The sequence below is a fragment of the Acidimicrobiales bacterium genome (assembly GCA_033344915.1).
GTDB lineage: Bacteria > Actinomycetota > Acidimicrobiia > Acidimicrobiales > Aldehydirespiratoraceae > JAJRXC01.
Genome location: JAWPML010000001.1, coordinates 3,269,643 through 3,295,947, shown reverse-complemented (window position 1 = coordinate 3,295,947; position 26,305 = coordinate 3,269,643). Strand labels below are relative to the sequence as shown.

General features: G+C 69.8%; 27 protein-coding genes and 1 tRNA gene. 9 read left to right on the top strand and 19 right to left on the bottom strand.

Translation table 11 applies throughout. The features are described 5' to 3' along the window. The first annotated feature begins 18 nt into the window (after positions 1 to 18). A complete protein-coding gene (locus R8F63_15845) occupies positions 19 to 831 on the top strand; it encodes a class I SAM-dependent methyltransferase (protein MDW3220084.1) in 813 nt (270 codons plus the stop codon). Positions 832 to 846: 15 nt separating this feature from the next. Beyond that, a complete protein-coding gene (locus R8F63_15840) occupies positions 847 to 1,344 on the top strand; it encodes a flavin reductase family protein (protein MDW3220083.1) in 498 nt (165 codons plus the stop codon). Between the two features lie 6 nt (positions 1,345 to 1,350). On the opposite strand, the gene R8F63_15835 is transcribed toward R8F63_15840, so the two are convergent. Genes R8F63_15835 through R8F63_15820 form a run of 4 tightly spaced genes read right to left on the bottom strand, consistent with a single transcriptional unit; the run spans position 1,351 to position 4,451 of the window. Then, complete coding sequence (locus tag R8F63_15835) at positions 1,351 to 1,890, bottom strand: hypothetical protein (protein ID MDW3220082.1); 540 nt, start codon at positions 1,888 to 1,890, stop codon at positions 1,351 to 1,353. 34 nt (positions 1,891 to 1,924) lie between these two features. Then, positions 1,925 to 2,815: an SMP-30/gluconolactonase/LRE family protein gene (locus R8F63_15830; protein ID MDW3220081.1), complete on the bottom strand. Its 891-nt coding sequence runs from the start codon at positions 2,813 to 2,815 to the stop codon at positions 1,925 to 1,927. After that, positions 2,812 to 3,660 (bottom strand): TauD/TfdA family dioxygenase, encoded by an 849-nt coding sequence (locus R8F63_15825; protein MDW3220080.1) that lies wholly within the window; start codon positions 3,658 to 3,660, stop codon positions 2,812 to 2,814. The genes R8F63_15830 and R8F63_15825 overlap by 4 nt, the downstream gene beginning before the upstream one ends. A gap of 32 nt (positions 3,661 to 3,692) precedes the next feature. Next, a complete protein-coding gene (locus R8F63_15820) occupies positions 3,693 to 4,451 on the bottom strand; it encodes an SDR family oxidoreductase (protein ID MDW3220079.1) in 759 nt (252 codons plus the stop codon). Between the two features lie 53 nt (positions 4,452 to 4,504). On the opposite strand from R8F63_15820, the gene R8F63_15815 reads away from it, so the two are divergent. Continuing rightward, positions 4,505 to 5,497, top strand: coding sequence for an NADPH:quinone oxidoreductase family protein (locus R8F63_15815; protein ID MDW3220078.1), 993 nt, complete (start codon positions 4,505 to 4,507; stop codon positions 5,495 to 5,497). Next, complete coding sequence (locus R8F63_15810) at positions 5,497 to 6,696, top strand: cytochrome P450 (GenBank protein ID MDW3220077.1); 1,200 nt, start codon at positions 5,497 to 5,499, stop codon at positions 6,694 to 6,696. The genes R8F63_15815 and R8F63_15810 overlap by 1 nt, the downstream gene beginning before the upstream one ends. A 2-nt stretch (positions 6,697 to 6,698) precedes the next feature. Here the strand turns inward: R8F63_15810 and R8F63_15805 are convergent, their stop codons facing one another. The 6 genes from R8F63_15805 to R8F63_15780 all read right to left on the bottom strand — a co-directional run bounded on the left by R8F63_15805 (position 6,699) and on the right by R8F63_15780 (position 13,086). Then, the gene (locus R8F63_15805) at positions 6,699 to 8,024 is read right to left on the bottom strand and encodes a sulfatase-like hydrolase/transferase (protein ID MDW3220076.1); all 1,326 of its coding nucleotides are present in this window, start codon (positions 8,022 to 8,024) and stop codon (positions 6,699 to 6,701) included. A 5-nt stretch (positions 8,025 to 8,029) separates the two neighbouring features. Further along, positions 8,030 to 9,646, bottom strand: coding sequence for a sulfatase (locus R8F63_15800; protein ID MDW3220075.1), 1,617 nt, complete (start codon positions 9,644 to 9,646; stop codon positions 8,030 to 8,032). Then, a complete protein-coding gene (locus tag R8F63_15795) occupies positions 9,643 to 10,563 on the bottom strand; it encodes a hypothetical protein (GenBank protein ID MDW3220074.1) in 921 nt (306 codons plus the stop codon). The genes R8F63_15800 and R8F63_15795 overlap by 4 nt, the downstream gene beginning before the upstream one ends. After that, complete coding sequence (locus tag R8F63_15790) at positions 10,560 to 10,841, bottom strand: hypothetical protein (protein ID MDW3220073.1); 282 nt, start codon at positions 10,839 to 10,841, stop codon at positions 10,560 to 10,562. The genes R8F63_15795 and R8F63_15790 overlap by 4 nt, the downstream gene beginning before the upstream one ends. Beyond that, positions 10,838 to 11,749 carry a phytanoyl-CoA dioxygenase family protein gene (locus R8F63_15785; protein MDW3220072.1) on the bottom strand — a complete coding sequence of 304 codons (912 nt, stop codon included), beginning with the start codon at positions 11,747 to 11,749 and terminating at the stop codon, positions 10,838 to 10,840. Before R8F63_15785 ends, R8F63_15790 begins: the two co-directional genes overlap by 4 nt. 104 nt (positions 11,750 to 11,853) lie before the next feature. After that, positions 11,854 to 13,086 (bottom strand): DUF222 domain-containing protein, encoded by a 1,233-nt coding sequence (locus R8F63_15780; protein MDW3220071.1) that lies wholly within the window; start codon positions 13,084 to 13,086, stop codon positions 11,854 to 11,856. Positions 13,087 to 13,174: 88 nt separating this feature from the next. Here R8F63_15780 and R8F63_15775 point away from each other — a divergent pair, with 88 nt between their 5' ends. Continuing rightward, positions 13,175 to 16,243 carry a glycoside hydrolase family 2 TIM barrel-domain containing protein gene (locus R8F63_15775; GenBank protein MDW3220070.1) on the top strand — a complete coding sequence of 1,023 codons (3,069 nt, stop codon included), beginning with the start codon at positions 13,175 to 13,177 and terminating at the stop codon, positions 16,241 to 16,243. Positions 16,244 to 16,262: 19 nt separating this feature from the next. Here R8F63_15775 and R8F63_15770 read toward each other — a convergent pair whose 3' ends face one another. From R8F63_15770 to R8F63_15760, 3 genes are read right to left on the bottom strand one after another with little or no spacing between them, the layout of a single operon-like run. Then, on the bottom strand, positions 16,263 to 17,003 hold the full coding sequence (locus tag R8F63_15770; GenBank protein MDW3220069.1) for an SDR family oxidoreductase: 741 nt from the start codon (positions 17,001 to 17,003) through the stop codon (positions 16,263 to 16,265). Further along, complete coding sequence (locus R8F63_15765) at positions 17,000 to 17,851, bottom strand: amidohydrolase family protein (protein ID MDW3220068.1); 852 nt, start codon at positions 17,849 to 17,851, stop codon at positions 17,000 to 17,002. The genes R8F63_15770 and R8F63_15765 overlap by 4 nt, the downstream gene beginning before the upstream one ends. Positions 17,852 to 17,885: 34 nt before the next feature. After that, a complete protein-coding gene (locus R8F63_15760) occupies positions 17,886 to 19,073 on the bottom strand; it encodes a DUF839 domain-containing protein (GenBank protein ID MDW3220067.1) in 1,188 nt (395 codons plus the stop codon). A 171-nt stretch (positions 19,074 to 19,244) separates the two neighbouring features. Here R8F63_15760 and R8F63_15755 point away from each other — a divergent pair, with 171 nt between their 5' ends. Further along, positions 19,245 to 19,550: a putative quinol monooxygenase gene (locus R8F63_15755; GenBank protein MDW3220066.1), complete on the top strand. Its 306-nt coding sequence runs from the start codon at positions 19,245 to 19,247 to the stop codon at positions 19,548 to 19,550. Positions 19,551 to 19,556: 6 nt separating this feature from the next. Here the strand turns inward: R8F63_15755 and R8F63_15750 are convergent, their stop codons facing one another. Continuing rightward, complete coding sequence (locus R8F63_15750) at positions 19,557 to 20,003, bottom strand: GNAT family N-acetyltransferase (protein ID MDW3220065.1); 447 nt, start codon at positions 20,001 to 20,003, stop codon at positions 19,557 to 19,559. Further along, positions 20,003 to 20,941: an alpha/beta hydrolase gene (locus R8F63_15745; protein MDW3220064.1), complete on the bottom strand. Its 939-nt coding sequence runs from the start codon at positions 20,939 to 20,941 to the stop codon at positions 20,003 to 20,005. Before R8F63_15745 ends, R8F63_15750 begins: the two co-directional genes overlap by 1 nt. 373 nt (positions 20,942 to 21,314) lie before the next feature. Here R8F63_15745 and R8F63_15740 point away from each other — a divergent pair, with 373 nt between their 5' ends. Further along, the gene (locus R8F63_15740; GenBank protein ID MDW3220063.1) at positions 21,315 to 21,755 is read left to right on the top strand and encodes a hypothetical protein; all 441 of its coding nucleotides are present in this window, start codon (positions 21,315 to 21,317) and stop codon (positions 21,753 to 21,755) included. Between the two features lie 148 nt (positions 21,756 to 21,903). Here the strand turns inward: R8F63_15740 and R8F63_15735 are convergent. Next, positions 21,904 to 21,980 (bottom strand) — tRNA-Pro (locus R8F63_15735). 49 nt (positions 21,981 to 22,029) lie between these two features. Then, on the bottom strand, positions 22,030 to 22,419 hold the full coding sequence (locus R8F63_15730) for a hypothetical protein (protein MDW3220062.1): 390 nt from the start codon (positions 22,417 to 22,419) through the stop codon (positions 22,030 to 22,032). A gap of 90 nt (positions 22,420 to 22,509) precedes the next feature. Between R8F63_15730 and R8F63_15725 the strand changes: the two genes are divergently transcribed. Continuing rightward, a complete protein-coding gene (locus tag R8F63_15725; GenBank protein MDW3220061.1) occupies positions 22,510 to 22,863 on the top strand; it encodes an STAS domain-containing protein in 354 nt (117 codons plus the stop codon). 16 nt (positions 22,864 to 22,879) lie between these two features. Here R8F63_15725 and R8F63_15720 read toward each other — a convergent pair whose 3' ends face one another. Next, the gene (locus R8F63_15720; GenBank protein ID MDW3220060.1) at positions 22,880 to 23,962 is read right to left on the bottom strand and encodes an ArsA-related P-loop ATPase; all 1,083 of its coding nucleotides are present in this window, start codon (positions 23,960 to 23,962) and stop codon (positions 22,880 to 22,882) included. Continuing rightward, the gene (locus tag R8F63_15715; protein ID MDW3220059.1) at positions 23,959 to 24,897 is read right to left on the bottom strand and encodes an ArsA-related P-loop ATPase; all 939 of its coding nucleotides are present in this window, start codon (positions 24,895 to 24,897) and stop codon (positions 23,959 to 23,961) included. The genes R8F63_15720 and R8F63_15715 overlap by 4 nt, the downstream gene beginning before the upstream one ends. Before the next feature lie 56 nt (positions 24,898 to 24,953). Here R8F63_15715 and R8F63_15710 point away from each other — a divergent pair, with 56 nt between their 5' ends. Continuing rightward, the gene (locus R8F63_15710; GenBank protein MDW3220058.1) at positions 24,954 to 26,249 is read left to right on the top strand and encodes an NfeD family protein; all 1,296 of its coding nucleotides are present in this window, start codon (positions 24,954 to 24,956) and stop codon (positions 26,247 to 26,249) included. The last annotated feature ends 56 nt before the right edge of the window (positions 26,250 to 26,305 follow it).

Genomic DNA, 26,305 nt, shown 5'->3' with positions numbered 1-26,305 from the left:
GGCGGGTACCGTCCGTCCATGACCGACGATCGATTCACGGGCGACCAGGCGTACCTCCGCGGCAGCCAGTACCGCACGCCCGACAAGCTCGCCGATCGCCAGCGGCTGCACACCCTCTATTCGACGGCACCGCAGAAGTGGTTCCCGTGGCTGGTCGCTCAGGTGCCGTGGGCGGACGGGCCGGTCGTGGAGGTCGGCTGCGGTCCCGGACATCTCTGGGAGGAAGGCCGGCCGCCGGTGCGGGGGTCGATCACGCTCACCGACCTGAGCGCGGGCATGGTCGAGGCCGCGGTCGCCCGGGCATCGGCTGCGGGCTACACGGTGAACGGACACGTCGCGCCGGCCGAACGGCTCGACGTCACCGACGCATCGGCGGTGCACGTGATCGCCAACCACATGCTCTACCACGTGCCCCACCCGCCCGACGCGGTGGCCGAGATCGCCCGGGTCCTGCGTCCCGACGGGATCGCGATCGTCGCGACGAACGGCGAGCGCCACTTCCGTGAGACCAAGCTGCTCGAGCACGCGGTGTTCTCGAGTCGGGTCGTGGATCGCACCACGGAGGCGTTCGGGCTGGCCTCCGGCCTGCCGATGCTGGAGGCGGCGTTCGCCGACGTCGAGCTGATCCGGTTCCCCGACACGCTCCGGGTGACCGAGGCGGACGACCTCATGGCCTACATGTGCTCCTACCCGCCGGTCGAGGACGGTGACGACGGCCAGATCGCCGAGCTCCGGTCGCTGGTCGACGCCGCGTTCGTCTCGGGAGGTGGCGTCGTGGAGATCACGAAGGACGTCGGCGTGTTCCTCTGCCGTGAGCCTCGCCACCGCTGAGCTACGGTCCCGCCCATGGCGCTCGACGACGAACTGACCAACCGCATCACGTGGAAGATCCCCAACGCGCTGGCGTTGGTCGGCTCGCGGGCCGGCGACGAACGCAACGCGATGACCACCAGCTGGATCACGCAGCTGTCGATGGAGCCCGTGCTCATCGGGATCGGCGTCGACAACACGGCAGTCACGCACCGGCTCATCAGCGACGGTGGGTGCTTCACCGTCAACCTCTGGGACAGCGACGACACCCGGGTGTTCGTGAAGTTCTCGAAGCCGGCGGTGGACGAGGGCGACACGCTCAACGGCCGGGCGGTCCGGGCGGCCACGACGGGCGCACCGGTCTTCGACGAGGCGATCGCGTGGATGGACTGCGAGGTCCGGCAGGCGGTCGACCTCGGCACCCACACGCTGTTCATCGGCGAGCTCGTGGACGCGGCGATCAACGACGACGAGACGCGTGCCGCGGCGATGAGCGACACGCGGATGAAGTACGGCGGCGTCAAGCGCCACTGAGCCGCGTCAGTTCGTGCCGAAGCCCGGGTCGGTCGGGATGGCGGCCCGCGGCGGCGTGCGGGGCCACACGAGATGGTCGTCGACGAACAGGCCGAACGTCGCGCCGGGTCGGGGCCGGCCGACCACCGTGCCGAACCCTTCGGTGCCGAGTCGTTCGAACTCGTCCACGCTGATCTGGGTCACACAGATCGGCGCCTCGCCCCGCAGGACGCTGCTGCGGTAGACGGCGAGCAGCGGTGTCCAGCCCGACGAGCGTCGGGCCGGGGGAGTGGGTGAGACGGCCATCATCAAGGCGATGCCGCCGGTGACGCTCGCCGTCAGCGCGGCGAACTCCCGAGCGAAGCCGAACGCCAGCAGCAGTGACACGACGACGGCGCCGAGGATGACGGTGAGCAGGATCCGTTCGGTGCGGCTCGAGTGGCGGTCGTCGATCACGCGGGCCGCGCCGACGAACGTGCGGTAGGGGCGCAGCGCGAGATCGGGATCGTCGTCGATCAGGACGCGCGCCTGGAAGGCCCGCTGCTCCTCCTGCCACCGCAGATCCATTCGCCCGAAGGTACGCCCTGCGACGATCCGGCCGCTAGTCCTTCGTGGCGAACAGGGGGTCGGGGCGTCCCTGCACGTCGACGTCGACCGCCAGAAGATCTCCGGGTGTGAAGCCGTCGCGCCCCGGACCCGCCGGCGCCGAGCCCGCATCGCCGATCGTCGTGATGTAGAGCGTCGACAGATCCGGTCCGCCGAACGCCGGCATGGACGGCTTGGCGACCGGCAGCTCGATGCGCCGGTCGACGACGCCGTCCGGCGTGACCCGGATCACGGCCGAACCGTGGACCGAGGCCGACCAGTAGCAGCCGTCGGCGTCGAGACAGGCGCCGTCGGGCTTGCCCGGCAGGTCGCGGTAGTCGAGGAACTCCCGGGCGTTCGACCGGCGGCCCGTCTCGACGTCGTAGTCGGCGACCACCACGATCCGGTTGGCCGTGTCGGCGAAGTACATCACGCCGCGATCGGGATCGAACGCCGTCCCGTTCGGTACGCCGATCTCGGACAGCAGCGGCGTGACGGTGCCGTCGCCCTCGATGGAATAGAGGGTGCCGGTGCGGCGGCGATCCCGGGTGTTCGGCCACATCGTGCCGATCACCAGACGGCCGGCCGGATCGGTGCGGCCGTCGTTGAACCGGTTGTGGCCCGGCTCCTCCACGTCGAGCCACGGGGTGACCTCGCCGCTCGGCCAGTCGAGCCAGGTGATCCGATGCTCGATCGCGAGGAGCAACCGTCCCGAGTCCGCGGTCAGCGCCACCGCGCCCGGACGGGCGCCGACGTCGCGCTGCTCGTCCACGCCGGTCGCCGGGTCGTAGCGATGCACCGCCTTCCCGTCGATGTCGACCCAGTAGAGGACCTGTTCGGCCTCGCTCCAGATCGGGCACTCGCCGAGCAGCGTGTCGCCGGTGACGGCCTGGCGGACCTCGGTCATGCCGGAACGCGCTCGGGATCGAAGAACGGGGCGTCGCCGTCGATCTCGAGCCGCCGGATGACGCGGCGATGGGGCCAGTGATCCGCCGCGGCGCGGTGCAGCGTCGACCGCTCGTCCCAGATCGCCAGGTCACCCTCGGTCCACGACCAGCGGCAGTGCAGCGCAGGGTCGGTCACGTGGTGGTCGATCAGGTCCAGCACGGTGCGGCCTTCCTCGGCGGAGAGTTCGTTGATGTGGGAGATGAAGTTCCGGGCCCAGACGAGCGCCCGCTTCCCGGTCTCCGGGTGGGTCCGCACCATCGGATGCACGACCGGCGGGTACTCCCGGCGGAGGTCGTGGACGAGGTGGTGGTCCGGGTCGCCGGTCTTCTCGATCATCCGGCGGACGAATCCCGTGTTGTCGTGGGTCACCGTGAGGCCGCACAGGAACGCCTGCATGACGGGCGAGAAGGCCTCGTAGGCGGCGGTCGCCGAGCACCACAGGGTGTCGCCGCCCCGCTCCGGCCTCACCTCCATGTGCAGGATCGCGAACGCCGGCGGTGTCGGCGTCCAGGTGACGTCGGTGTGCCACAGGTCGGCCTTGTTCGGGCTGTCGGGGCCGTCCTCGATGACCGTCATCGTCGGCTCGGTGGCACCGAGGAGCCGGGCGACGGGAAACACGCTCGGCGTGCCGAGTTTGCGGCCGAGGGCGAGTTGCTCCGCCTCCGTCAGTGACGCATTCCGGAAGAACACGACCTGGTGCTCGAGGAGGGCGGCGCGAACCGGCTCGATGTCGAGGTCGGGATCGACGAGGTCGACGCCACGAATCTCGGCACCGAGCGCGCCGGCGACGGGAACGATCTCCATGCGGCGGACGGTACTACCCCGCCGGGAACGGTTCAGAAAACCGTGTAGCCGCCGTCCACACAGACCTCCTGGCCGGTGTGGAACGTCTGGCTCGGGTCCGCCAGCCACGCGCCCACTTCGCGGAACTCGCTCGGCTCGGCCCAGCGGCGCACCGGCGTGCGCCGCGTGGTGACCTCGCGGAAGCGATCGTTCGCGTACGGAGCCGCGGCGAGCTCGGTGATCGTCCAGCCGGGGAGTAGCGAGTTCACCCGGATCTGGTGGCGGGCCAGCTCGACGGCCAGCGCCCGCACCAGCCCGTTCACCGCCGTCTTCGCCGTGCCGTAGGCCTGGTTGTTGGCCGCGCCGTGGATGGAGGAGGTGGACGAGACGCCGACGAGGCTGCCGCCCTCGCCCTGGTCGACGAGATGGCGGGCGGCTTCGCGGAACGTGAGGAAGACACCGTCCAGGTTCACCCGCATGACCGTGCGCCAGCTCTCGAGGGAGAGGTCGAGGATGGACCCGCCGATGCCGCCGTGGCCGGCGTTGGCGAAGCAGCCGTCGAGCCGGCCGAAGTCCTCCCGGCTGCGGTTCATCGCGTCGACGACCTCCTCCTCGTCGGCGACGTCGACCACATAGGCGCGGGCGGTGCCGCCACGCGCCTCGAGCGCGGCGACGGCGTCGGCGTTCTTGTCCTGTTTGCGGCCCCAGATCGCCACCGCACCGCCCGCGTCGACGATGCCCTCGGCCATACCGAGACCGATGCCGCCGTTGCCGCCGGTGATGACGAAGACCTTGCCCGAGAGATCGACCATGGACGGAGCGTAGGTCAACGTGACCGCCGGCCGATTCCCGGCGAGACTCGGTCATGGACGCATGGCAGGTGACCGCGACCGGCGAGCCGCACGACGTGCTCGCCCGCGTCGACATCGAGCCGCCGGTGCCCGGTCCGGGAATGGTCCGCTTGCGCGTCGACGCCGCCGCCGTCGGGTTCCCCGACGTGCTGATGTGTGCCGGTACCTATCTCTTCACGCCGGCCCGGCCCTTCACGCCGGGTCAGGAGGTCGTCGGCGTGGTGGACGCCGTCGGGGAGGGCGTGGACGACGCGCTCACCGGCACCCGTCAGATGGGCGTGACCGCGTTCTACCTCGGTGCCGGCGGACTCGCCGAGCAGTGTCTTGCTGCCGCGAACACCATCTTCCCGGCGCCGCCCGACCTCGACGACGAGACTGCGGCGGGATTCCACATCCCGTTCGTGACGGCGTGGAACGCGCTGGTCGACCGGGCCGCGATCCAGCCCGGTGAGAACCTCGTCGTCCTCGGCGCCGCCGGCGGGAGTGGCTCCGCCGCGGTACTGCTCGGGAAGAGCCTCGGTGCCCGCGTGGTCGCCGTGGCCGGAGGTGTCGACAAGGCATCGTTCTGCGCCGGCCTCGGAGCCGACGAGGTGATCGACCACCACACGATCGACGATCTGGCGACCACCATCCGGGAGGTCACCGATGGCTCGGGCGCGGCCGTCGTCTTCGACCCGGTCGGCGGGGAGACCGGCGAACGGATGGCCAAGGCGATGGCCAACCACGGACGGCTCCTGCTCGTCGGCTTCGCCTCGGGGCGCTGGCCGGTGATCGATCCGGCGCGGATGGTCACGGGCAACTTCTCGACGATGGGCGTCTACGCGGGGGCGTACGACCGACCCCACGTGGAGGCGATCTACGACCGGCTGCTGGACCGACGGCGTGACGGCTCGCTCGGTTCGATCCCGGTGCGGCCCCATTCCTTCGACGCCGTTCCCGAGGCGCTGTCGTCGCTGGCTGGCCGGTCGGCGACCGGCAAGGCCATCATTCACGTCGGAGGCACCTGATGGCCGAGCCCTTGTACTACGACCCGTTCGACTTCGACGTCGATCGGCGGGCCCACGACGTGTGGCGCCGCATGCGGGACGAGGCGCCGCTGTACCGCAACGAGAAGCACGACTTCTACGCGCTCACCCGCTACGACGACGTGCTGACGTGCCTCCTCGACGCCGACACCTACGTGTCCCGCTTCGGCACGACCCTCGACCTGATGAGCGACCAGGTGTTCCCGATGCCGATGTTCATCTTCCGGGACCCGCCGGAGCACACCCTGCTGCGCAAGCTCGTGAGCCGGGCGTTCACGCCGCGCAAGATCGACGGTCTGGAGGCCCGCATCGAGCGGGTGTGCGCCCGGCTGTTGGACCCACTGGAGGGTCTGTCCACCTTCGACTTCGTCCAGACGTTCTCCTCGCTCGTGCCGCCGACGGTGATCCTCGCCCTCCTCGGGTTCCCGGAGGGGCTGGAGACCGAGATGCGGGCGTCGGTCGACAACACGATGGCGATCGACGAGAACGTGTCGACCGGGAGCCGGGCGGTGATCGAGGGCGAGAACATCGGCAGCGTCGTCTACGAGCTCATCCCCGACCTCTGCCGGCAGCGGCGGGCGGAGCCCCAGGACGACCTCATCACGGTGCTCGCCACTCACGAGCGCGAGCTGCTGGACGGCACCACCCGGCCGCTCACCGACGAGGAGATCATGGGCTACGTCGCCCTCATCGCCGGCGCGGGCAGCGAGACGGTGGCCCGGATGCTCGGGTGGGCCGTCGTGCTGCTCGCCGATCACCCGGAGCAGCTCGCGATGCTGGGCGAGGACGAGGCCCGCATCCCGAACGCGGTGGAGGAGATCCTCCGCTACGAGGCCCCGTCACCGGTGCAGGGGCGGCGGACCATGCGCGATGTCGAGTTCCACGGCGAGACCGTGCCCGCGGGCTCGAACCTGCTGCTCGTCAACGGCAGCGGCAACCGCGACGAGCGCCACTTCGCCGACGCCGACCGGTTCGACATCACCCGTGACATCGACCGCCACCTGTCGTTCGGCTACGGCGCCCACTTCTGTATCGGCGGCGCGCTCGCCCGCCTGGAGGGCCGCGTCGGCCTCGAGCAGATGGTGCGACGGTTCGGCGCCTGGGACGTGGACCACGACGCCCTCGAGTGGGTCCACACCTCCACCGTGCGGGGCTACAAGTCGGTCACCCTGCATCTCTGAGCTCAGGTACCGGTAACCGTCTCGGCCTTCCAGGCCCGGACGAGTTCGCCGAGGCGGGCGACCTCGTCGGGATGATCGGCGGCGACGTCCGTCTGCTCGTAGGGATCGTCGCCGAGATGGTGCAGGGCGATCGTGGCGTCGGACCCGTACGCCGCCACGTACTTCCAGTCGCCGTCGCGGACCATCACGTAGCCGCGTTCGGGATCGGCGGCCTCGGCGAACGCCGGATGGTGGGCGCCGTCGGCCCCGGCATCGAGCATCGGGACGATCGAGGCGCCCGGGAGCCCGGGCTCGGCGCCCGCTCCGATCCAGTCCAGCACCGTCGGCCAGATGTCGACGCCGGCCGCGACGGGTGTCGCGATCCGGGTGCCGGCCGGGGAGCCGGGGCTGCGGACGAGGAACGGCACCCGCACGGACTCCTCGTGCCACACGTACTTGTTCATCAGGCCGTGGCTGCCGCCCATCTCGCCGTGGTCGCTGGTGAAAATCACGAGGGTGTCCTCGTCGCGGCCGAGGGTGCGGAGCTCGTCGAGGAGCCGACCGACCTCGTGGTCGAGCTGGGTGACCATCGCGGCGTAGAAGCGCCAGAAGTCCTCGATCGATCGGCCGTAGCGCAGATAGTTCGGATCCTCGGTGACGGGCTGCGGACTCGCCGGGCTGTAGGTCGGTGTGAAGACCTGGTCCGGTTGAGTCACGTTGGGCCGCAGCGAGATGTCGACCCCGGCGTACATCGCCTCGTACTCGGGCAACGGCTCGAGCGGGTAGTGGGGATTGAGAAAGCTGACGAACATGGCGAAGTCCCGGTCGGTCGGGATCTCCCGGAGCCGTTCGATCGCGAGGTCCGCGGTGGCGACGGTGCGATGTCCGCCGACGAACTCGCGGCAACCGCCGTTCTCGTCCCAGAACCGGATGCCCTCGCGATAGCTGTTGTAGCTCTGGTAGCCGATGAAGCGCTCGAAGCCGCAGCGTTGCTCGGCGAGCACGGCCATGTCGAAGAACTCGTACAGGTGCCACTTGCCGACATAGCTCGTCCACAGACCGGCGTCGCCGAGGGCGTCGGCCAGGCAGCGGGTGCCCGGCGCGGGGCCCATACCGAAGTTGGTCACGCCGGAGTCGGAGGCGTAGCGGCCCGTGTTGAGCACGCCGCGGTACTGGGTGCAGACCGGGAACTCGACATAGGCGTCGGTGAACATCGTGCCCGCCGCGGCCAGGGCGTCGAGGTTCGGTGTGGCGATGTCGGGGTGGCCCGTGCACCCGAGCGCCCACGCCTGGAGCTGGTCCGCCAGGATGAACAGGACGTTGCGCCGCGCCGCTCGGTCTCCGGCCATGCCGCTCATGTGATCGTGAACGTGGCCGATGACTCGCCGCTCGGGGCGTAGCCGATGCGGTGGGCGAGCGACCGCACGGTGACCGTCTGCCCCGCGTCGAGCCGGATCGGTTCGTGGTACACGAGCCAGCGGGGTTCGTCGCCGGACTCGGTGGTCCAGCCGATCGACGCACCCTGCGTGTCGCAGTGGAGTTGGAGCAGCACCGGACCGGCGAACTCGCCGCCGTCCGGCGAGTCGGTGCGCCCGCTCTCGGTCTCGTTGTGGACGACGAACTTCGGCCCGCCGGTGATGGGTTGCACGCGGCCGGGCCACATCATGTCGATCATCACGTTCTCGGTGACGAAGCCGAGATCACCGACCTCGGTCTGCCACGCGTCGAGGGCGGCGCGATGACGCTCGAGCACGTCGCGGTGGGCGGGATCCGCGGCGAGATTGTCGATCTCGTAGGGGTCGGCCTCGGTGTCGTACAGCTCCTCGGCCGGCCGGGTGGAGGCCATGAACCGGGCCTGGGTGTCGTCGAGTTCGTCGGCCACGTGGAGCCGCCACAGCTCCTCCATGATCGGGTGGTGGTTGCGATAGCTGACCCACCCGACGTAGGGGTCGTTCGGGAAGCTGTGGCGGATGTACTTCCAGCGGGTGTCGCGGCTGGCGCGCACCATGTCGTAGTGCTGGTCGAACCGGTCCCGGGTGGCGAACACATAGTCGTGCCCGCCGCCCCCGTCCGCGGCGGCGCCGAGGAACGGCTTGCCGTGCAGGTGGGGCGGCACCGTCACGCCGGCCATCGACAGGAACGTCGGCCCCAGGTCCATCACGCTCAGGAGCTCGTCGTGGCGCGTTCCCGGCTCGATCTCGCCCGGCCAGCGGACGATCATCGGACTGTGGATCCCGCTGTCGTAGGGCCAGCGCTTGCCGCGGGGGAGCGGGCCGTGGTCGGTCCAGATGAAGACCGCCGTGGAGTCGGTCAGTCCGTCCTCCTCGAGCTGGTCGAGGAGCTCGCCGACGATCCGGTCGTTGTGCTCGATCGACGCGTAGACCCGGGCCAGTGACTCCCGGACCTTGCCCGTGTCGGGGAAGTAGGGCGGCACGATGACCGTGTCGAGGTCGATGTCGTTCTCGTCGAACTGGGTGCCTTCCCAGCTCTGACTCTCGTGGGTGGCCCCGAGGTTGAACTGGGCGAGGAACGGCTGATCGGCGTCCGGACGATGGCGCCAGTGGGCGGTGCCGTCCTCCATCCAGGGGTTGCTGGTCTCGTCCCAGACCGTCACCGGCGCGGTGAACTGGTAGTCGTGCTTGCCGTCGTTGGTGCACCAGTAGCCGGCCGCCCGCAGATACTCGGGATAGCAGCGCACATAGTGGGGGATGACCGCCTCGTAGCCGTTCATCCCCTGATCGCGGTAGGTGATCGTGCGCATGTGGTGGGTGCCGAGGCTCACCGGATGCATGCCGGTCATCACCGCGCTGCGGGTCGGCGAGCACACCGGGGCCGGGGTGAACGCGTTGGGCCACATCCCGCCCTCGGCGGCGAGCCGGTCGACGTTGGGCGTGCGCACCGGATGGCCGTAGCAGCCGAACCAGGGGGTGCAGTCCTCGAACGAGATGCTCAGGATGTTCGGTCGACTCATGACAGCGCCGTCACCCCCATCGCGAACTCTCCCGCGGCAGCGTAGAAGAGATGGGCCGACCCGTCGTCGTCCCGGAACACGAAGGGGTCACGGAGCGCATGCTGCGGCTCCGGGGTGGGGCCGGGGAACGAGTCCGTCACCTCGAGGTCGGCGCCCTCCCACGCCTCGACGGGACGGAGCACCTCCTCCACCTGGCCCGGTGTCCAGGTCGTCCAGTCGTCGGTCAGCTCGATCGATCGTCGTTTGATCCGCTCCGGTGGATCGACGAACGAGGTGAAGTAGACGTCGAGCCGATCCCCGACCCCGCCACCGAGAACCAGGTCGAGGCCGACATGGCGGGCGATGTCGTCGCTGAGCACCCGTCGGTGCTCCCAGCCGGTGAGTCCGTCGGGTGAGCGCCAGAGCCAGTCCTGCATCGAGATCCCGTACCAGGCATCCGGCCGGCGGATCATGCGCAGATACGGCGAGGTGATCACCGTGTCGTCGCGGAGGGTGAAGCGTACGCCGTCGGTCGACTCGGCGATCAGGGTTCCCTGGAGGTAGCCCCGCGCGTTCCCCCAGAAGGGCTGCCCCGTGTTCGCGTCGTCGTCGAACAGACAGTGGAAGTACATCCGCAGTCGCCCGTCGACCTCGTGCACGTCGGGTGACGCGACATGCGGAATCGGCCCGGCCGCCGGCGTGTCGTCGATGTGGAGCACGCCGCCCTCGTGCAGGGTCCACGGCCCGGCGAGGTGATCGGCGTGGGCGAGGCGAATGTGGCTGCCGCAGTGGTGGGCGAAGTAGAGGAGGTAGCGACCGGGAAGATCCACCCAGTCGGGGCGGCGGATCACCGACGGCCCGTTGATGTTGACCATCCCGTGGCAGTGCTCCATGCCCGGCGTGTCGCCATCGAGGATGCGGTGCCTCGTGCCGGTCACGAGTCGAGTTCGATCATCCGCTCGAAGAGGCACTCGTAGCGCAGATAGCTGGACTGGCGTTCGGATCCCTCGACGGGGTCGGCCAGGGCGGACATCTGGATGAGACGCCAGCCGTCCTCGATCGCCTTCACCCCGGTGCGATACGGCGGCGCGCCCTCCTCCTCGGACAGGCCGGGCCCGGCGCCCAACGTGCCGTCGTGGAATGCCCACGCGATCACCGGGCTCGTGATCGCCGAGTTGCTCGTGTAGAGGTGCAGCAGCTGCTGGCGGGCCGTCATCGGCTGCCGTCCTCGAGCAGTGCATCCTCGAGCAGTGCGGCGCGGCGTTCGGTACGGGTGTGGTACCAGTCGACATCGAACTCGTCGTCGCCCGACAGATAGCGCCAGAGGCTCACCCGCTGGATGGTGTCGAGCCGATCCTGGCCGGCGACGGTCCACGGGTGGGCCCGCCGCAGGTGGCTCGCCACCGTCTCCTCCTGCGCCATCGTGGCGAACATGTGATCCCAGTTGCCCGACGTCGCCGCGTCGTAGTCGCTGGTGTCCCACTTGCGGACCTGACGCTCGCTCGGGTTGATGCGCACCTTGAACATCCAGCGGTCGTCGTCGGACGGGTTCGCCTGGCCCGCGTGCCAGAGGCCGTGATGGAAGATCAGCACCGTGCCGGCTTCACCGGCGTAGAACTGCTCGCCGACGATGTGCTGATAGCGGGCCACGCTGTTCTCGTGGACCATCCGCAGATGGCTCCCCGGCACGAATCGGGTGCCGCCGGCGCCGGGGGCGAGCGCCCGGGGGAAGTAGAACACCTGGATGTCGAAGGTCGGGTCGAAGCTGTCGATCGCCGCATCACAGTGGAGGTCCTGGAAGCCCTGCGACCCGGACGGGATGTAGTGGCAGAACTGGTGGTCGTAGATCGGATCGTCACCCACGAGTGACCGGATCGCGCCGGCGAGGACCGGCAGGTCGTAGATCTGCCTGATCGCGCTGTCGTTCGGCCAACAATCGGCGAGCGGTGTGCCGGAGCGGGGCCGCAGCGGGTTGCCCTCGAAGGGAGCGAAGTCCTTCAGCTGCTCGAGTTCGAGCATCGCCGCATCGTTGAGCTCGGGCGGGACGAGACCGTCGAAGCGGAGGAAACCGTCGGCGACGAATCTCGCCATGTCCAACGTCGACAGGAGAACGGGTTCAGCCATGGCCGGAGACTACGCGGCCGCACCCGCTCCGGGCGAAGGCACTCGCCCCGGCGTGGGGTCTTCAGTTGTCAAGGTGCGAGACGACGGTCAGTTCCGTGCCGTGGTCATGCCGCGTGGGGCGTGATGTGGGCGGGTTCTGGTGTCGTGGGGAAGTCGTGGGTGGGGAAGTGCGGTTGTTTGTCGGCGGGTGGGGCGCCGGGTGGTCGGATGGTCCAGCGGCCGTTTGTCCGGTGGAGGGTGTGGCCGCGGTCGTGGATGTTGTGGTGGCAGCGGGTGCAGACGAGGACGAGGTTGTCGATGTCGGTGTCGCCGTGGTGTTCCCAGTGTTCGATGTGGTGGGCTTCGCAGCGGTCGGGGGTGGCGCCGCAGCCGATGCAGCCGCGGTCGCGGGCGATGAGGGCGCGCCATTGGGTGAGGGTGGCGTGGCGGTGGTCGCGTCCGACCCAGATGGGGTTGGCGGGCCCGTTGAACAGGATCGGCGTGATGGTGGAGACGCACAGGAGCCGGTCGAGGACCGATGCGGGGAGTGGTTGTCCGTCCTGGACCAACGAGGCGAGCGGGCTGCCGTCGTCTGAAGTCATGGCGGCGATGTCGATGAGGACAGTGACGTTGGACTTCGGATGCGGTGGCCGGTCGCCTTCGCGGCGCGCGCCGGTGATGAGTTGGGTGACGGCGTCGGCGAGGCGCTGGTCGAGGGTGCGGGCGGTTGCGGGGTCGGCGTTGCGGCCGCCGTCGTCGTTCCAGAGTGTTTGTTCGAGTCGGTTGATGTCGGCGTCGAGGAGTGCCCCGGTGGTTTGATCGACGCCGAGGAGGAACATGCGCAGCCCGGTCGCCTTGTCGTCCCAGCGCTTCAGGGTGCGGGCGCGTCGTTGGGCGTCGTGATCAGGCTTCGGGTCTTTGCGGGTCCGCTTCGCGATCCATTCGGTGGTGCGCTTGGCGAACAGGTCCGCCGGCGACGCCTCCGCGATCTCCACGAGCTCGGCGTCAGCCAGTTCGGGGTCGATCTCGCGGCCGGCCTTGGTGAGCGAATGGGCGTGCTCGACCGTGATGCGCCCGTCGCGTAGCGCGGCTGCCGCACGCGGCATGTCGGCCAACCCGTGCGCGGTCCGCGCCGCCCGATGCGCGGTCTTGCCGGAGACGCGCCCGTGGGAGCGCAGCACACCGCGCCCGTCGAGACCGTTGTCGTCCAGCGAGTCGATCGCCCGTACCAGCCGCGCTTCGTAGTCGGCGACCGCGCCGCGGAATCGCCGCAGCTCCTCGACCCGGTCGACGAGCTCGGCGCGCGGGAGACCGTCGAGTCGGTCCTGTCGCATCGCCGTGATCGTCGCGGTGAACATACGATCACCATAGCGAACACACGTTCGCCTTCGCAACCCCTGAACAGGAAAAACTTCGCCGGGATCCGAAGCCTCCTAGTGTGCAGCCATGCTCGCGATCGAGGATCTGTTCCGTCCCGAACTCACGGAGCTGAACCGGCTGCCCTCCCGGCCGCCGCTGGAGCCGTACCGCGACGCGGACGGCGCCCGCGCCGGTGGTGGGTCGCCGTGGCGCCGATCCCTCGATGGCGCGTGGCGCTTCCGACTCGTGGACCGACCCACCGCCGCACCGGCCCGGTGGATGCATCCGTCGACCGATGACTCCCGCTGGCGCGAGGTGGCCGTGCCCGGATGCTGGACCCGCCAGGGGGTCGGCGATCTCCCGCACTACACGAACATCGTCATGCCGTGGCCCGAGCTCGCCCCACCCGAGGTGCCGGCGCAGAACCCGACCGGCCTCCACCGCACAACCTTCACGGTGCCTGCTGTGTGGCGCCGCCGCGACGTCGTGCTCCACCTGGGCGGGGCCGAGAGCATGGCCGTCGTCTGGTGCAACGGGCACTTCGTCGGGATGGGCAAGGACTCCCGGCTGCCGTCCGAGTTCGACCTGACGCCCCATCTCGTCGACGGCGAGAACCTGCTCGCGGTGATGGTCGTGCGCTATTGCGACGCGACGTGGATCGAGGACCAGGACCACTGGTGGCACGCGGGGCTGCACCGCTCGTGCTTCCTCGAGGCCCGGGGCCGGTCCCGCATCGACGACCTGACCGTGCAGGCCGACCTGGATCCGGTCACGGGCCGGGGCGCCTTGACGGTCGGCGCGTGGGCAACGGGCGCGGCGGCGTCGATCCGCGTGTCGCTCGAGACCGCCCGGGGTCGGCGCATCGGGAGTCCCCACGTCGCCCCCGTGGCAACCGCGGAAGGCGTCGGCCACTTCGAACAGCTCCTCCAGGCGTATGCCCATCCGGGCCCGACGGCGTGGGTCGAGGCGCCGGATCTGAGGATCGAGCCCTGGAGCGCCGAGTCGCCGACCCGCTACCGGGTCGTCACCGAACTGCTCGATGTCGGCGGTCGGGTCCTCGAGGCCCATGCGACGTGGACCGGGTTCCGGCGGGTCGAGATCCGCGACCGTCGCCTGCTGGTCAACGGTCGGCCGGTGATCCTCCACGGCGTGAACCGCCACGATCACCATCACGTGACCGGGAAGACCCTGACGGTCGACGAGATGCGGGCGGACCTCGTCACCATGAAGCAGCACAACGTCAACGCGGTGCGCACCGCCCACTATCCCAATGACCATCGGCTCCTCGATCTCTGCGACGAGCTCGGCCTGTATGTGGTCGACGAGGCGAACGTGGAGAGCCACGCCCGGCTGGCGTCACTGTCGAGGGACGACCGTTGGACCCATGCGATCGCCGAGCGCACGCGGCGCATGGTGCGGCGCGATCGCAACCATCCGAGCGTGATCGGTTGGTCGCTGGGCAACGAGTCGGGCCACGGCCCCGGCCACGACGCGGCGGCCGGCTGGGTTCGTCGCGTCGACCCGACCCGGTTCGTCCAGTACGAGGGCGCCATCCAGGGGCGCTTCGCGGTCAACTCGCTCGACGACGGTTCGGCCACCGCTCGCCCGCCGACCGCGGCCGAGCGCCGGGTGACCGACGTGGTGTGCCCGATGTACACCCCGATCGACGTGATCGTCGGGTGGGCCCGCTGGGCCGAGCGGACCGGGCTCGACGACCGGCCGTTGATCCTGTGCGAGTACTCCCACGCGATGGGCAACTCCAACGGCTCGCTCGCGGCGTACGTCGAGGCCTTCCACACCGAACCGGCGCTGGCCGGCGGGTTCATCTGGGACTGGCGGGATCAGGGTCTCGCGGAAACGGACGAACAGGGCCGGTTCTACTGGGCGTACGGCGGTCACTTCGGCGAGGACGTCCACGATGCCAACTTCTGCATCAACGGCCTCGTCGGCCCGGACGGCACACCCCATCCCGCGATGCGCGAACTGTTGTGGGCGACGCGCCCGGTCACGACCGCCGCGGTCAGCGGGCGCCGCGTGCGGGTGACCAACCGTCGGCACTTCGTGTCCACCGCGGACCTGCGGCTGCGGTGGTCGCTCGACGTCGACGGCCGAACCGTGGAGTCGGGCACGCTCGACGTCGACGTCGCGGCCGGCGCGTCGAAGACGATCCTCATCCCCTGGACGACCCGGATTCCCCCGGAGGTCGAGGCGCGCCTGCTGATCGAGTGGGTGACCCGGCGCGCCACCGACTGGGCCGAGCGGGGTCATGTGGTCGGCTGGGATCAGCTCGATGTGCGAAGCGGGGCGACCACGCCGGCGCGAACCCGCGCCCGGCGGCCCGTCCGGGTGGAGACCGGCGACCACGGGATCACGGGGGTGTGGCTCGGTGATCGACCGGTGATCGTCGGCGACGTCACCGCGACGTTGTGGCGGGCGCCCACCGACAACGACGGGGTGAAGCAGGGCTGGATGAGCGGCGTGCAGGGCACCCGCCTCCGCTGGCTGAAGCTCGGTCTCGACCGGCTGGATGCCCGCACCGATCGGGTGGCCCGGCGGGCGACGGTCGACGGCGAGACGATCACGCTCTCGCGTCGTCTGGTCGGCCCCCGCGGCGAGGCGAAGCACCGCACGGTCGTGACGGTCGACGACCGCGGCGCGCACTTCGCCGAACGCATCGAGGTGCCCCGGGAGTGGACGGACCTGCCCCGTGTGGGTGTGCGGTTCGAGACCCCGGCCGAACTCGAGCGACTCGAGTGGTTCGGCCCCGGCCCCGACGAGACGTATCCGGACCGGCGGTCGAGCGGTGTGGTGCGCCGGTGGACGTCCACCGTGGACGAGCAGTACCACGAATACGTCGTGCCGCAGGAACACGGAGCGCACGAGACGACGCGCTGGTTCGCCCTCACCGACGGGCGCCGGCGGGGCCTGCGGATCGACCTGGACGAACCGATGTCGTTCTCCGCCCGGCGACACCACGACGCGGCGATGACCGCGGCCCACACGATCGCCGAGCTGGTGCGGGCCGACACGACCGAGGTGCACATCGACGCCGCCCAGCGCGGCCTCGGCACCGCCGCGTGCGGGCCGGACACGTTGCCGCCCTATCTCGTGCGGCCCGGCACGTACCGCTTCGGCTGGTCCGTCTCGGGTCTGTGAGCCGCCGGCGCCGACCGGCTCAGAGCGTCCAGCCGCCGTCGATGAGGTGGGTGGTGCCGGTCGTGAAGGTCGACTCGTCGCTGGCCAGGTAGACGGCGAGCGCGGCGATCTCTTCCGCCGTCCCGAGGCGGCCCATCGGCTGGCGGCCGACGAAGTCGGCGCGGGCCTGCTCGGCACCGCCCGGCGTGCCGGCCCCCTGGGCGGCGATGCGGTCGTCGAGCGACGGCGTCTGGATCGTGCCGGGGCAGATGGCGTTGCAGCGGATCCCGTCGCCCACGAAGTCGGCGGCGACGGCCTTGGTGAAGCCGATGATCGCCGCCTTGGTCGTGCCGTAGACGAAACGGTTCGGTGCGCCCTTGATACTGCTCGCCGCCGACGACATGTTGATGATCGAGCCACCGCCGGCCGCCAGCATCGCCGGCAGCAGGGCCCGGGTCACCCGGTACATCGAGGTGACGTTGAGCTCCATCGAGAACGCCCACGCGTCGCCGTCACAGTCGAGGATCGTCCCGTGGTGCACGAAGCCGGCGACGTTGAACAGGATGTCGACGGCGCCGATCTCGGCCGCGAGCGCGGCGACCCCGTCGTCGTCGGTGACGTCCAGCCGCTCGGTGCGCACGCCGACGAGCCCCTGCAGGCCCGCCGCGTCGATGTCGGTGGCGATCACCTCGGCGCCCTCGGCCGCGAAGCGCTCGGCGGCGGCCCGGCCGATCCCCTGAGCCGCCGCGGTGACGAGGGCGGTCTTGCCGTCGAGTCTCATGGGGTGTCGTCCTCCAGGTCGTAGATCCGCAGTGCGGTCGTCCGTCGAATGGTGTCGCGTTCGTCGTCGCTCAAGGGGGCGAGGAGGATGTCGGTGGCGTCGCGCCACGACCGATGGGTCGCGGCGCGTTCGACGACCGGCCAATCGCTGCCCCACAGGATCCGCTCGGCGCCGAAGCACTCGAGCGCGTGGTCGAGCACCGGCGCGAGCTCGTCCTCGGACCATCGTTGCGGGTCCGCCTCGGTGACGAGGCCGCTGAGCTTGCACGTCACGTTCTCGGAGGCCGCGAGGGCCGCGAGATCGCGCCGCCAGTCGGCGAGCTGCCCCGTCGCGATCGGTGGCTTGCCGCAGTGATCGAGCACGAGGCGGGTGTCGGGGGCGGCGCGGGCCAGCGCGATCGCATCGGCGAACTGGTTCGCCGTGATGCAGATGTCGAACACGAGGTCGGCTGCGCCCACGGCCCGCACCCCGTCGACGAAGCCGGCCGAGCGTGCGAACCCCGCCGCCTCGCCCTGGACGAGTCGGCGGATGCCGACGATGCCGTCGAGGCCGAGCTCGTCGAGATGGCGGGCCACGGCGGCGCCGCCCGCCTGGACCGGTGCCCACACGACCATGCCGGCGAAGTCCGCTTCGCCGCCGCACATGTCGGCGACCCAGCGGGCCTCGGCTGCACCCATGCCCTCGTCCGCGTCCGCCTCCACGAAGAGGAAACGGCTCGGCGGATCGTCGACTGTCGTGTCGCGATAGTCCGCCAGCGTGGCCCGCGACGGCAGCGCGGGTTCGCCGTCGAGCCAGCCGTGTTCGATGCCGTCGTCCCAGAAATGGACGTGGGCGTCCACATAGGCCATCGCCGGATCGTAGGACCGAGCCAGCGGCGCCGCGTCAGGTGAAGGGTTCGAGATCGGCCAGCGTGATCGACCGGCCGGAGTCGGGCGGCCACTCGAAGGGCCCGGGGTCGGTGAACGCCGCCCACGGCCCGGTCACCTCGAAGGTCTCGCCCGGATTGCGCTGCGAGCTGAAGTAGAGGCGGGTGCCGGACGGGTCGAAGGCCGGGCCGCAGATCTCGGAGTTCTCGACACCCTCGACCTGCACCACCGGAAAGGTGGTGCCGTCGGGCCGCACGAGCACGATCTGCATGTCGCCACCGTCCTCGGCCACATAGATCACGCCGTCGTCGGACACCTCGAGGTTGTCGACGCCCGACAGGATGCTGTTGACGTGGATGGTCGGGTCGTGGATGACCGCGAGCGTGTTCGCGACGGGGTCGTACTCCCACACCTTGTTGTCGCCCTTGGTGGTGAAGACGATCTTTCCGTGGGCGAGATCGATGCCCTCGCCGCCCGCGAAGGTCTTGGTGTCGGCCACCTGCTCACGACACTTCGTGGTGGCGGCCAGCGGGTCGGGGACGGGCGCCCATACGAGGGTGCCCGCCGTCGGTTCGGTCATGATCTCGAGCACGCCGGCGGAGAGATCGCCCCAGGTCGTGGGGATGAATCGGTAGAAGCCACCGTCGGAACGGTCCTCGGTCATGTAGACCGCCTGGCCGACCGGATCGCAGGCCGCGGCCTCGTGGGGGAAGCGCCCCATCAGTTCGCGCTTGACGCCCGGTACCGCGCCCAGCGGGTCGCATTCCCACACGAACCCGTTGTCGTGTTCCTCGCAGCTGAGCCAGGTCTCCCACGGTGTCTTGCCACCCGCACAGTTGATGAACGTGCCGGTCAGGCAGTTCCCGGCGTCGGTGATGTTGCCGGCCGCGTCGAAGCGGATGAAGCCGACGCCCCCGTTGAGTTCGCTGTTGGAGACATAGGACCAGCCGCCGTCCGGGAGCGCGAAGCAGGCGCCCCCATCGGGCCAGATGTGCCACTCGTAGGCCGTGCCGGCGACCGTCGTGCCGGTGGTGGCCACGCTCCGGCTGGTGAAGAACGGGTGCAGCTTCAGTCCGTGGGCGTTCGCGGCGAGCAGCCCGACCGGATCGCACGCCGAGAGCACCGCGGCGCCACCGAACACCACGGCGGCCGACCCGAGCGAGCTCGCCCGCAGGAACCCGCGCCGGCTCACGTCGCGTCTCACGATTGACTGATCCACAGGTCCCCCTCGGTTGCCATTGCCCACCCAGAGTGGCAGCAATCGGTCGATGCCGCATCTCTGGCGACGATCGGCGGACGCGGTTCGTGCTAGTGATGTCGGCGCCACCCCCGGCGAATCGGAACGCGGCCTCGCCGCGAAAATCGGAGACAGCCCATGAGCAAGACCGCGATGATCGGCACGCTGACCGCGCAGGACGGCAAGGCCGACGAGATGGAGGCCGTGCTCGCGACCATGGTCGACGCGGCGACCGAGGAACCGGGGACGGAGGTCTACGCCTACTTCCGCGCGCCGGATGACACGTTCCACTTCTTCGCGATCATGACCGACGAGTCCTCCATGCAGGGCCACGGGCAGAGCGAGGCGATGCAGGCGGCCATGCAGGCGTTCATGCCGCTGATGGCGGCGCCGCCGAACATGACCCCCGCCCGGCCGGTCAAGGCCATCGGCCTCGACGTCTAGACCGCGCTACGTCCGCCGACGGCGGAAGTGCGCCATGAAAACGCCCGGCGCGAGTTCGGTGTCTTCGCCGCGGGTGAACCCCTCGCCGACATAGAGGGCGACGGCGGGTGCGTTGGCCGCGCCGGTCGACACCGTGGTCTCACGGGCCGCCGGTACCGCGCGGACGAGGCCGCGACCGAGCCCGCGACGGGCGAACGCCGGGTCGATCGCGAGCCGGTCGATGTCGACGGTGTCGCCGTCCTGGGTCCAGGCGATGACGCCGGCAAGCGCGTCGTCCACGAACGCGCCGAGCCAGGTCAACCCACGCTGGTGCCGCACGTCCGCTGCCGTCTCCTGGAGGACGGGAATCCGGTCGAACCCGATGAGCTCGGCTTCGACCGTGTAGGCGGCTCGCTGGATCTCGACGATGCGGTCGGTCAGCTGGTCGTCTGCGGGGTCGATCCGCCGGATCATCAGGGCACGGTCGGGGGAGTGGTGGTCGTCGACGTGTCCTCAACGCCGATGAGCACCGAGTCGAGCCAGTTCACCTGGGCCTGGAAGACGGACACGCCCGGGCTGAACTCGGTGGTGAACAGGTCGAAGCCGTGGCCGACGCCGACATTCTCGAACAGCACGTAGCGAAGCCCGACGATGTCGGCCTGGTCGACGATCTCCTCGGTGTGCCAGTAGGGCACGACGGTGTCGGCGGTGCCGTGGGCGATGAACAGCGCCGGCTCGTAGTAGCCGTCCTCGCCGATGCGGTCGATGAACGTCGCCGCGTCGGGCGGCGTGTTCGCCCACTCGAACCCACCCCAGTTGTCGATCACCGCGTGTACGCGCGGTCGAGCGATGCCGTAGTCGTCGAGGGTGTAGCCGACGTAGAGCGCGGCGATCGACCCGGCGGAGTTGCCGACGAGCGCGGTGTTGTGCTCGCTGACATCGGGGCGCGCCTGGAGGAACTCGATCGCCATGATGAGGTCGTCGATGGCGGCGATCGCCGCCGTCGTCTGGTTCGAGGCCGCGGCGCCACCCACCGCGTCGAACAGCGGTTGGACCCGCGCCGACGGCACGGGCTTGTCGCCGGCCAGCCGATAGTCGATCGACGCCACGATGTAGCCGCGCCCGGCCAGCTCCTCGGCCCACTTGACGACCCGCGGTTGCGTCTTGTTGTTGGAGGTGAAACTCCCGCCGTGGATCACGACGGCGAGGGGGAAGATGGTCTGACCCGGCACAGTGGGGACGTAGAGGTCGAGGAGCAGGTCCTCGAACGTGCCGCCGTCGTCCACCTCGCCTTGCCCGTAGACGATGTCGGACTGCACGGTGTGGGGATAGGTGACGGTGAGTTCGGGCTTCCAACAGCCTGCGGCGAGCAGTGCGACCACCGTCGCGATCACACCGAGCCGACGCTGCATCGCAGTCACCGCGCCGACCGTAGTGGACGCCGCTCAGTTGTGTTCGCCGCTCCGCGCTCGAGCGGGTCGATCCCCACGCCGGGTCGCACCAGCCAGCCCTCATGTTCCGTCGTTCGACGAACCCGATCTTCTCGACTTTGGCAGCGCCGACATCGAACACTATGACCGTCCGCGCACGCGGGACGCTTCGCTGATCGTGTACTGGAGCCCTCGGGGTCGTAGGCTCTGACGCCGGTCTCGGGGAGGTCGTTCGGACATGGGACTTCTGACATGGAGACATGGCAGTCGTCGGTTGGTACCCAGCGTGACCGGGTTCGAGGCCGCGCCGCCGGGGGAGCGGGCATCCGGCTGCGATCCGTCCCCTGAAGACGACATGTCTGGACGCGTCGGTGCGATTCGGACCTGCGGGATCGCGATTGTCGTTGCGCTATTCACACTCGGATGCAGTAGCGGCAACGACCCGGCTGCGATGTCGATGGAGACTGCGGATGTCCAGTGCGGACTCGTCGCCGACGCTTACGAGCACATCGCGAGGTCCCGGAACCTGCTTGATTCGGCCGCCGGGGCGGAGGGTTTGGAGTCGCTGCGATCGGTTGTCGAGGCGGTGGAGGGCACCGAGTTGTCCACCCTGTTGCAACTCTCTGTGGCGGCGTCCGCCGCAAGGGCAGAAGGAGACGCGAGTGACTCCCGCGAGTGGGCGTCGGTGGTGCTTGAAGCCCGTCGTGCGCAGGCTGCAGTCGGGCTCTGGTGCATCGAGCACACGTCCGTCGAGGTGTCGGTCGACTTGGCCCTCAGGTTCCTGGAGCCCATGTGACGGCCAGCGAAGGCGCCGGAGAGGGCTCTCCACGAAGGTTCTCGAACAAGGCCGCCGCATTGGTAACCGGAACGGTGTTCGGGGTCGACGCGATCGATGAGATGTTGCCGTGACCCGTTGCTCTGCTCGGTCCGGGTCGGCCGGATTTTGGTCGGGCAGGCGGGATTTGAACCCACGACCTCCTCGTCCCGAACGAGGCGCGCTACCAACCTGCGCCACTGCCCGTGTGCAGACCCACGAGGTTACCGGGCGCGTTCGGCGATCGGTCGAGAAATCAGCTGCTGGCTTCGGCCACCGGGTGGCCGGCGAGCGCGGCCTCGACGGCCCGCAGCGTGCGGAACGCATCGAGCGGCTTGATCAGCCAGCCGTCGGCTCGGCCTTCGCGCGCGAGGAAGACGTCGACCTCGCGGTCGAGCAGCAACATGACGGGCCGGTCGTCGAAGTCGCCCATCTCGACGCGCTGTTTCACATCGAGGCACGCGGCGACGCCGCCCATGTTGCCGATCTGGAGATCCAGCAGCACGAGGGCCGGGTCGACCTCTTCGATGGCGGGGACGACGTCCACGCCGGCGCGGACCCGATGGATCAGGTGGACACCGCCGAGCGCGGCTTCCACGTCGTCGACGAGCCAGTCGGCGTCGGTGGCGAGAAGAATGTCCGTCACGGGTGCGAATCGTACACCGCCGCCGCCACGGCCCCCCTGTCCGGGCGGTGCCGCGTGTGGGCCATGAGCGGAAGGGGTTACGATGCGCCGGTGCTCGAGATCAACGCCTCCCGCTCCGACGACGGTGTCCAGGTCGATCTCGCCCCCGTGGGCGAGCTCGATGCGTACTCCGTGGCCCAGTTCCGGGAGGCGTTCGCCGAGCTTGCGGACGAAAAGCGCGTGGTCGTCAACCTGTCCGGCGTCCAGTTCATGGACTCGGCCGGCCTCGGCGCCCTGATCGGCGGCATCCGCCGGATCCGTGAGGCCGAGGGCCGCGTCGTCATATTCAGTGACCGCGAGGCCATCACGAAGCTGCTGCACACCACCGGCTTCGACCGCATCGTCCCCGTCAAGGACGTCTACGCCGACGCCGTGGCCGCCCTCGACGAAGACCCCGACGCCTGACGCGCTTCAGCTGGGGTCAGACCCCAGTTGAAGCGGTGAGGATGGCGGCGATCTGGGTGAGGGTTTCCACGTCGTGGACGTCGCTCGGGAGCAGGGGCACCCGCGCGAGCATGGCGTCCGGCGCGGTGGCGAGGAGCTCACCCACACGATCCTCGTCTCCGGCGGCCGCCGCGGCATGATCGGCGAGGGCGACGCCGAGCCCGGCCGCGTCGGTGTCGGCCAGCGTCGAACGGAGTTCGGCGGCGCGGTCGACGTCGACCGAGAGCGCCGGCAGCATCCGGTTCACCACGATCGCGGCGGCCCGCATGTCCGCCGCGCCGAGTCGATCGAGGAAGTACTTGGCCTCGCTCAGCGTGTCGGCCCGCGGTGACGCCACGAGGACGAAGGCGGTCGCATCGGCACCGAGCAACGAGAGCGTCGCGTCGGCCCGTTCCTTGAACCCCTCCTCCATCCCCTGGAACGCCTGGAAGAACTCGATGGCGTCGTCCACGACATCGGCGCCGACCACCCGCGAGAGCTGGCGGACCACGCTGCTGGCCGCCCGGTTCACCGCTCGCAGGACGCCCCGCTGGGGGCTGATCACCAGCTTGTAGATGGCGTTGTCCAGCAGCCGGGTGAGCAGCTTCGGCGCCTCGAGGAACGCGAGCGCGTCGCGGGTCGGCGGCGTGTCGACGACCACGAGGTCCCAGTCGCCCGACGCGTGCAGCTCGGCGAGCTTCTCCACCGCCATGTAGTCCTGCGTGCCGGACAGGCTCGTGGAGACGTTGACGTAGAAGCGGTTGTCGAGGATGCGATCGACCTGCGTGTCGTCGGCCGCGTGACGGCGGACGACGTCGTCGAACGTGGCCTTCGTGTCGAGCATCAGCGCGGCGAGGGTGCCGGGCCAGGGGCCGTCGATCACGGTCGGGTCGTTCGTCAACGCGCCGATCCCGAGGGCGTCGGCGAGCCGCTTGGCCGGGTCGATGGTGACGACGGCCGCCCGCCGCCCCATCTGCGCCGCGGCCATCGCGGTCGCGGCCGCGGTGGTGGTCTTGCCGACGCCACCGGTGCCGCAGCAGACGATGACGTCGCGTTGCTCGACGAGGTCCCGGTAGCTCACGCCCAGTCCTCCAGTGCGGTGAGCGAGTCGACGGCCGCGTCCGCCAGCCGGGCGATCTCGTCCGGCCCGAGGGAGGCGGCGAACAGCTGGGGGAGACGGATCTGGGCGAGCGGAAGCCGGGCCGCGACCCGGTCGAGTTGTTCGGTCTGGAGCGCGATCCGGTCACGCCGGAAGTCGGCGGCACGTCGGAGGTCGTCCTGCTCGGCGGGGCCGAGTGAGGCCGGCGGGGTCGCGTCGAGTCCGTCGACGGCGGGCAGGATCCCGTTGATCACGACTGGGCCCAGGGCGACACCGACGTCCTCCTCGATCGCGAACGACGTCTCGATCAACTCGTTCATCGGCGTCTCCTCGGGGATGCTCACGAGCATCGCCCGGCACCGGGCCGGATACTGCAGCATCTCGAGTACCTCGACCGCCTGCCGGTTGAGCACGCCGGTGCGCGCCGCGTCGCGCACCCCGGCGGGCGCTTGGAGGAACTGCACCGCGTGCCCGGCCGCGGGCGCGTCGACGATGATCAGATCGGCGTCGCTCTGCTGCTCGAGCGCCTTGATGCGGCCGAGGACGAGCAGATCCTTGATGCCCGGTGTCGCGGTGGCGACGATCTCGAGGATCCCGCTCTTCGCCATGCGCTTCGCGATGGCCTTGAAACCGTGCGTCGCCAGCCATTCGACGAGGGCCCGATCAGGGGTGATCGAACGGGTGGCGACGGAACCGCCGTCCGCCTCGTTGTAAATGGTCGTCGCGTCGTAGCCTTGTGCGTCGGTACCGAACATCGGTGCCGCCGCGGATCGGCCCGCCACCTCCACGAGGAGGACCGACAGACCGGTTCGTGCCGCAGCCAGGGCGAGGGTCGCCGAGGCTGTGCTCTTCCCGACTCCGCCCTTCCCCGCCACGATGAGGACCCGCGACGATGCGAAGAACTGACCGGGATCCATTCCCCTCCTCGAAGCATGGGCACGTTGCTCGGCGGCACCGCGTCGGGGCACGCAGTGTGCGCCGCCGCATCACGCTAGCGCTCACGTTCATCGGCCTGGCGTTCGGCATTCTCGCGCTCTCGCCCCCGGCCAACGCCCAGACCACCGGCTCCGATGCGGCCGTGTTCGACATCGTCCAGGTGTCCGGGTTCCTCGACGAGATCAACGCCGACTTCATCGAGCAGTCGATCGCCGACGCGGAGTCGCTCGGTTCCGGCGGCGTCATCCTCCAGGTCAACAGCTCCGCCTCGGTGATCAGCGACGCCCGGCTCGTCGAGCTCGCGATGCGCATCCACGACGCGGACGTGCCGGTCTACGGATGGGCCGGTCCCAGCCATGCGACCGCGCAGGGCGGGATGGCCCAGCTGATGGCCGTCACGGACCAGATCGGCATCGCCTCGTTCGCGTCGTTCGGCAACACCGGCGAGTTGGTGGTCACCGACTACCTCCCGGCGGGCCGCGCCGAGCTGCTCGAAGGGCTGGAGGACACGACCATCTCCGATCTCGACGCGATCGACCTCGGGCTCATCGACCACGAGTCGCCCACGCTCGCCCTGTTCGCGCTCGGTCCCGCGGTGGGCGACGAACTGCCCGGGTTCGAGAGCATCGTGGACACCACGTCCGGCGAGGAGCCGGTCCGCGAGATCGCGTCGCCGGTGCGTCTCCGCAAGCTGTCGCTGTTCAAGGGCTGGATGCACAGCGTCGCCAGCCCGGCGATGGCCTACCTGCTCTTCCTGATCGGAGCCAGCCTGCTGGTGTTCGAGTTCTACACGGCCGGGATCGGTGTGGCCGGTGTCGTCGGCGCCGTCTGTTTCATCCTCGGCTGCTACGGCCTCGAGGTGCTGCCGACGCGCGGATGGGCGCTGGCGCTGCTCGTGATCGCGATGCTCGGCTACGCGATCGACGTGCAATCGGGGGTCCCGCGGGCGTGGTCCGTGATCGCCACGGGCTGTCTGATCGTCGGCTCGCTGTTCCTCTACGACGGCTTCGCCATCTCGTGGATCACGCTGCTGGTCGGCATCATCGGCGTCGCCCTCTCGATGGTGAACGGCATGCCGTCGATGGTTCGGACACGCTTCGGCACGCCCACGATCGGCCGCGAGTGGATGGTCGGCATGATGGGCGAGGCCGTCACCGAGGTGAAGAAGGACGGCGTCGTGATGATCGACGGCGCCCCCTGGCGGGCGATGGTGAACCGCACCACGCCGATCCTGGCCGGCGATCCGGTCCGGGTCGTGGCGATCGAGGGTCTCTTCCTCGAGATCGAGCCCGAAGAGGGCGGTGCTCGCGACTATCGCGAGATGCGGGGCTGAATCGGCCCAAGGCCGAAAGTTGATACACTCACACTCAACTTTTCGGTGTCGATGGG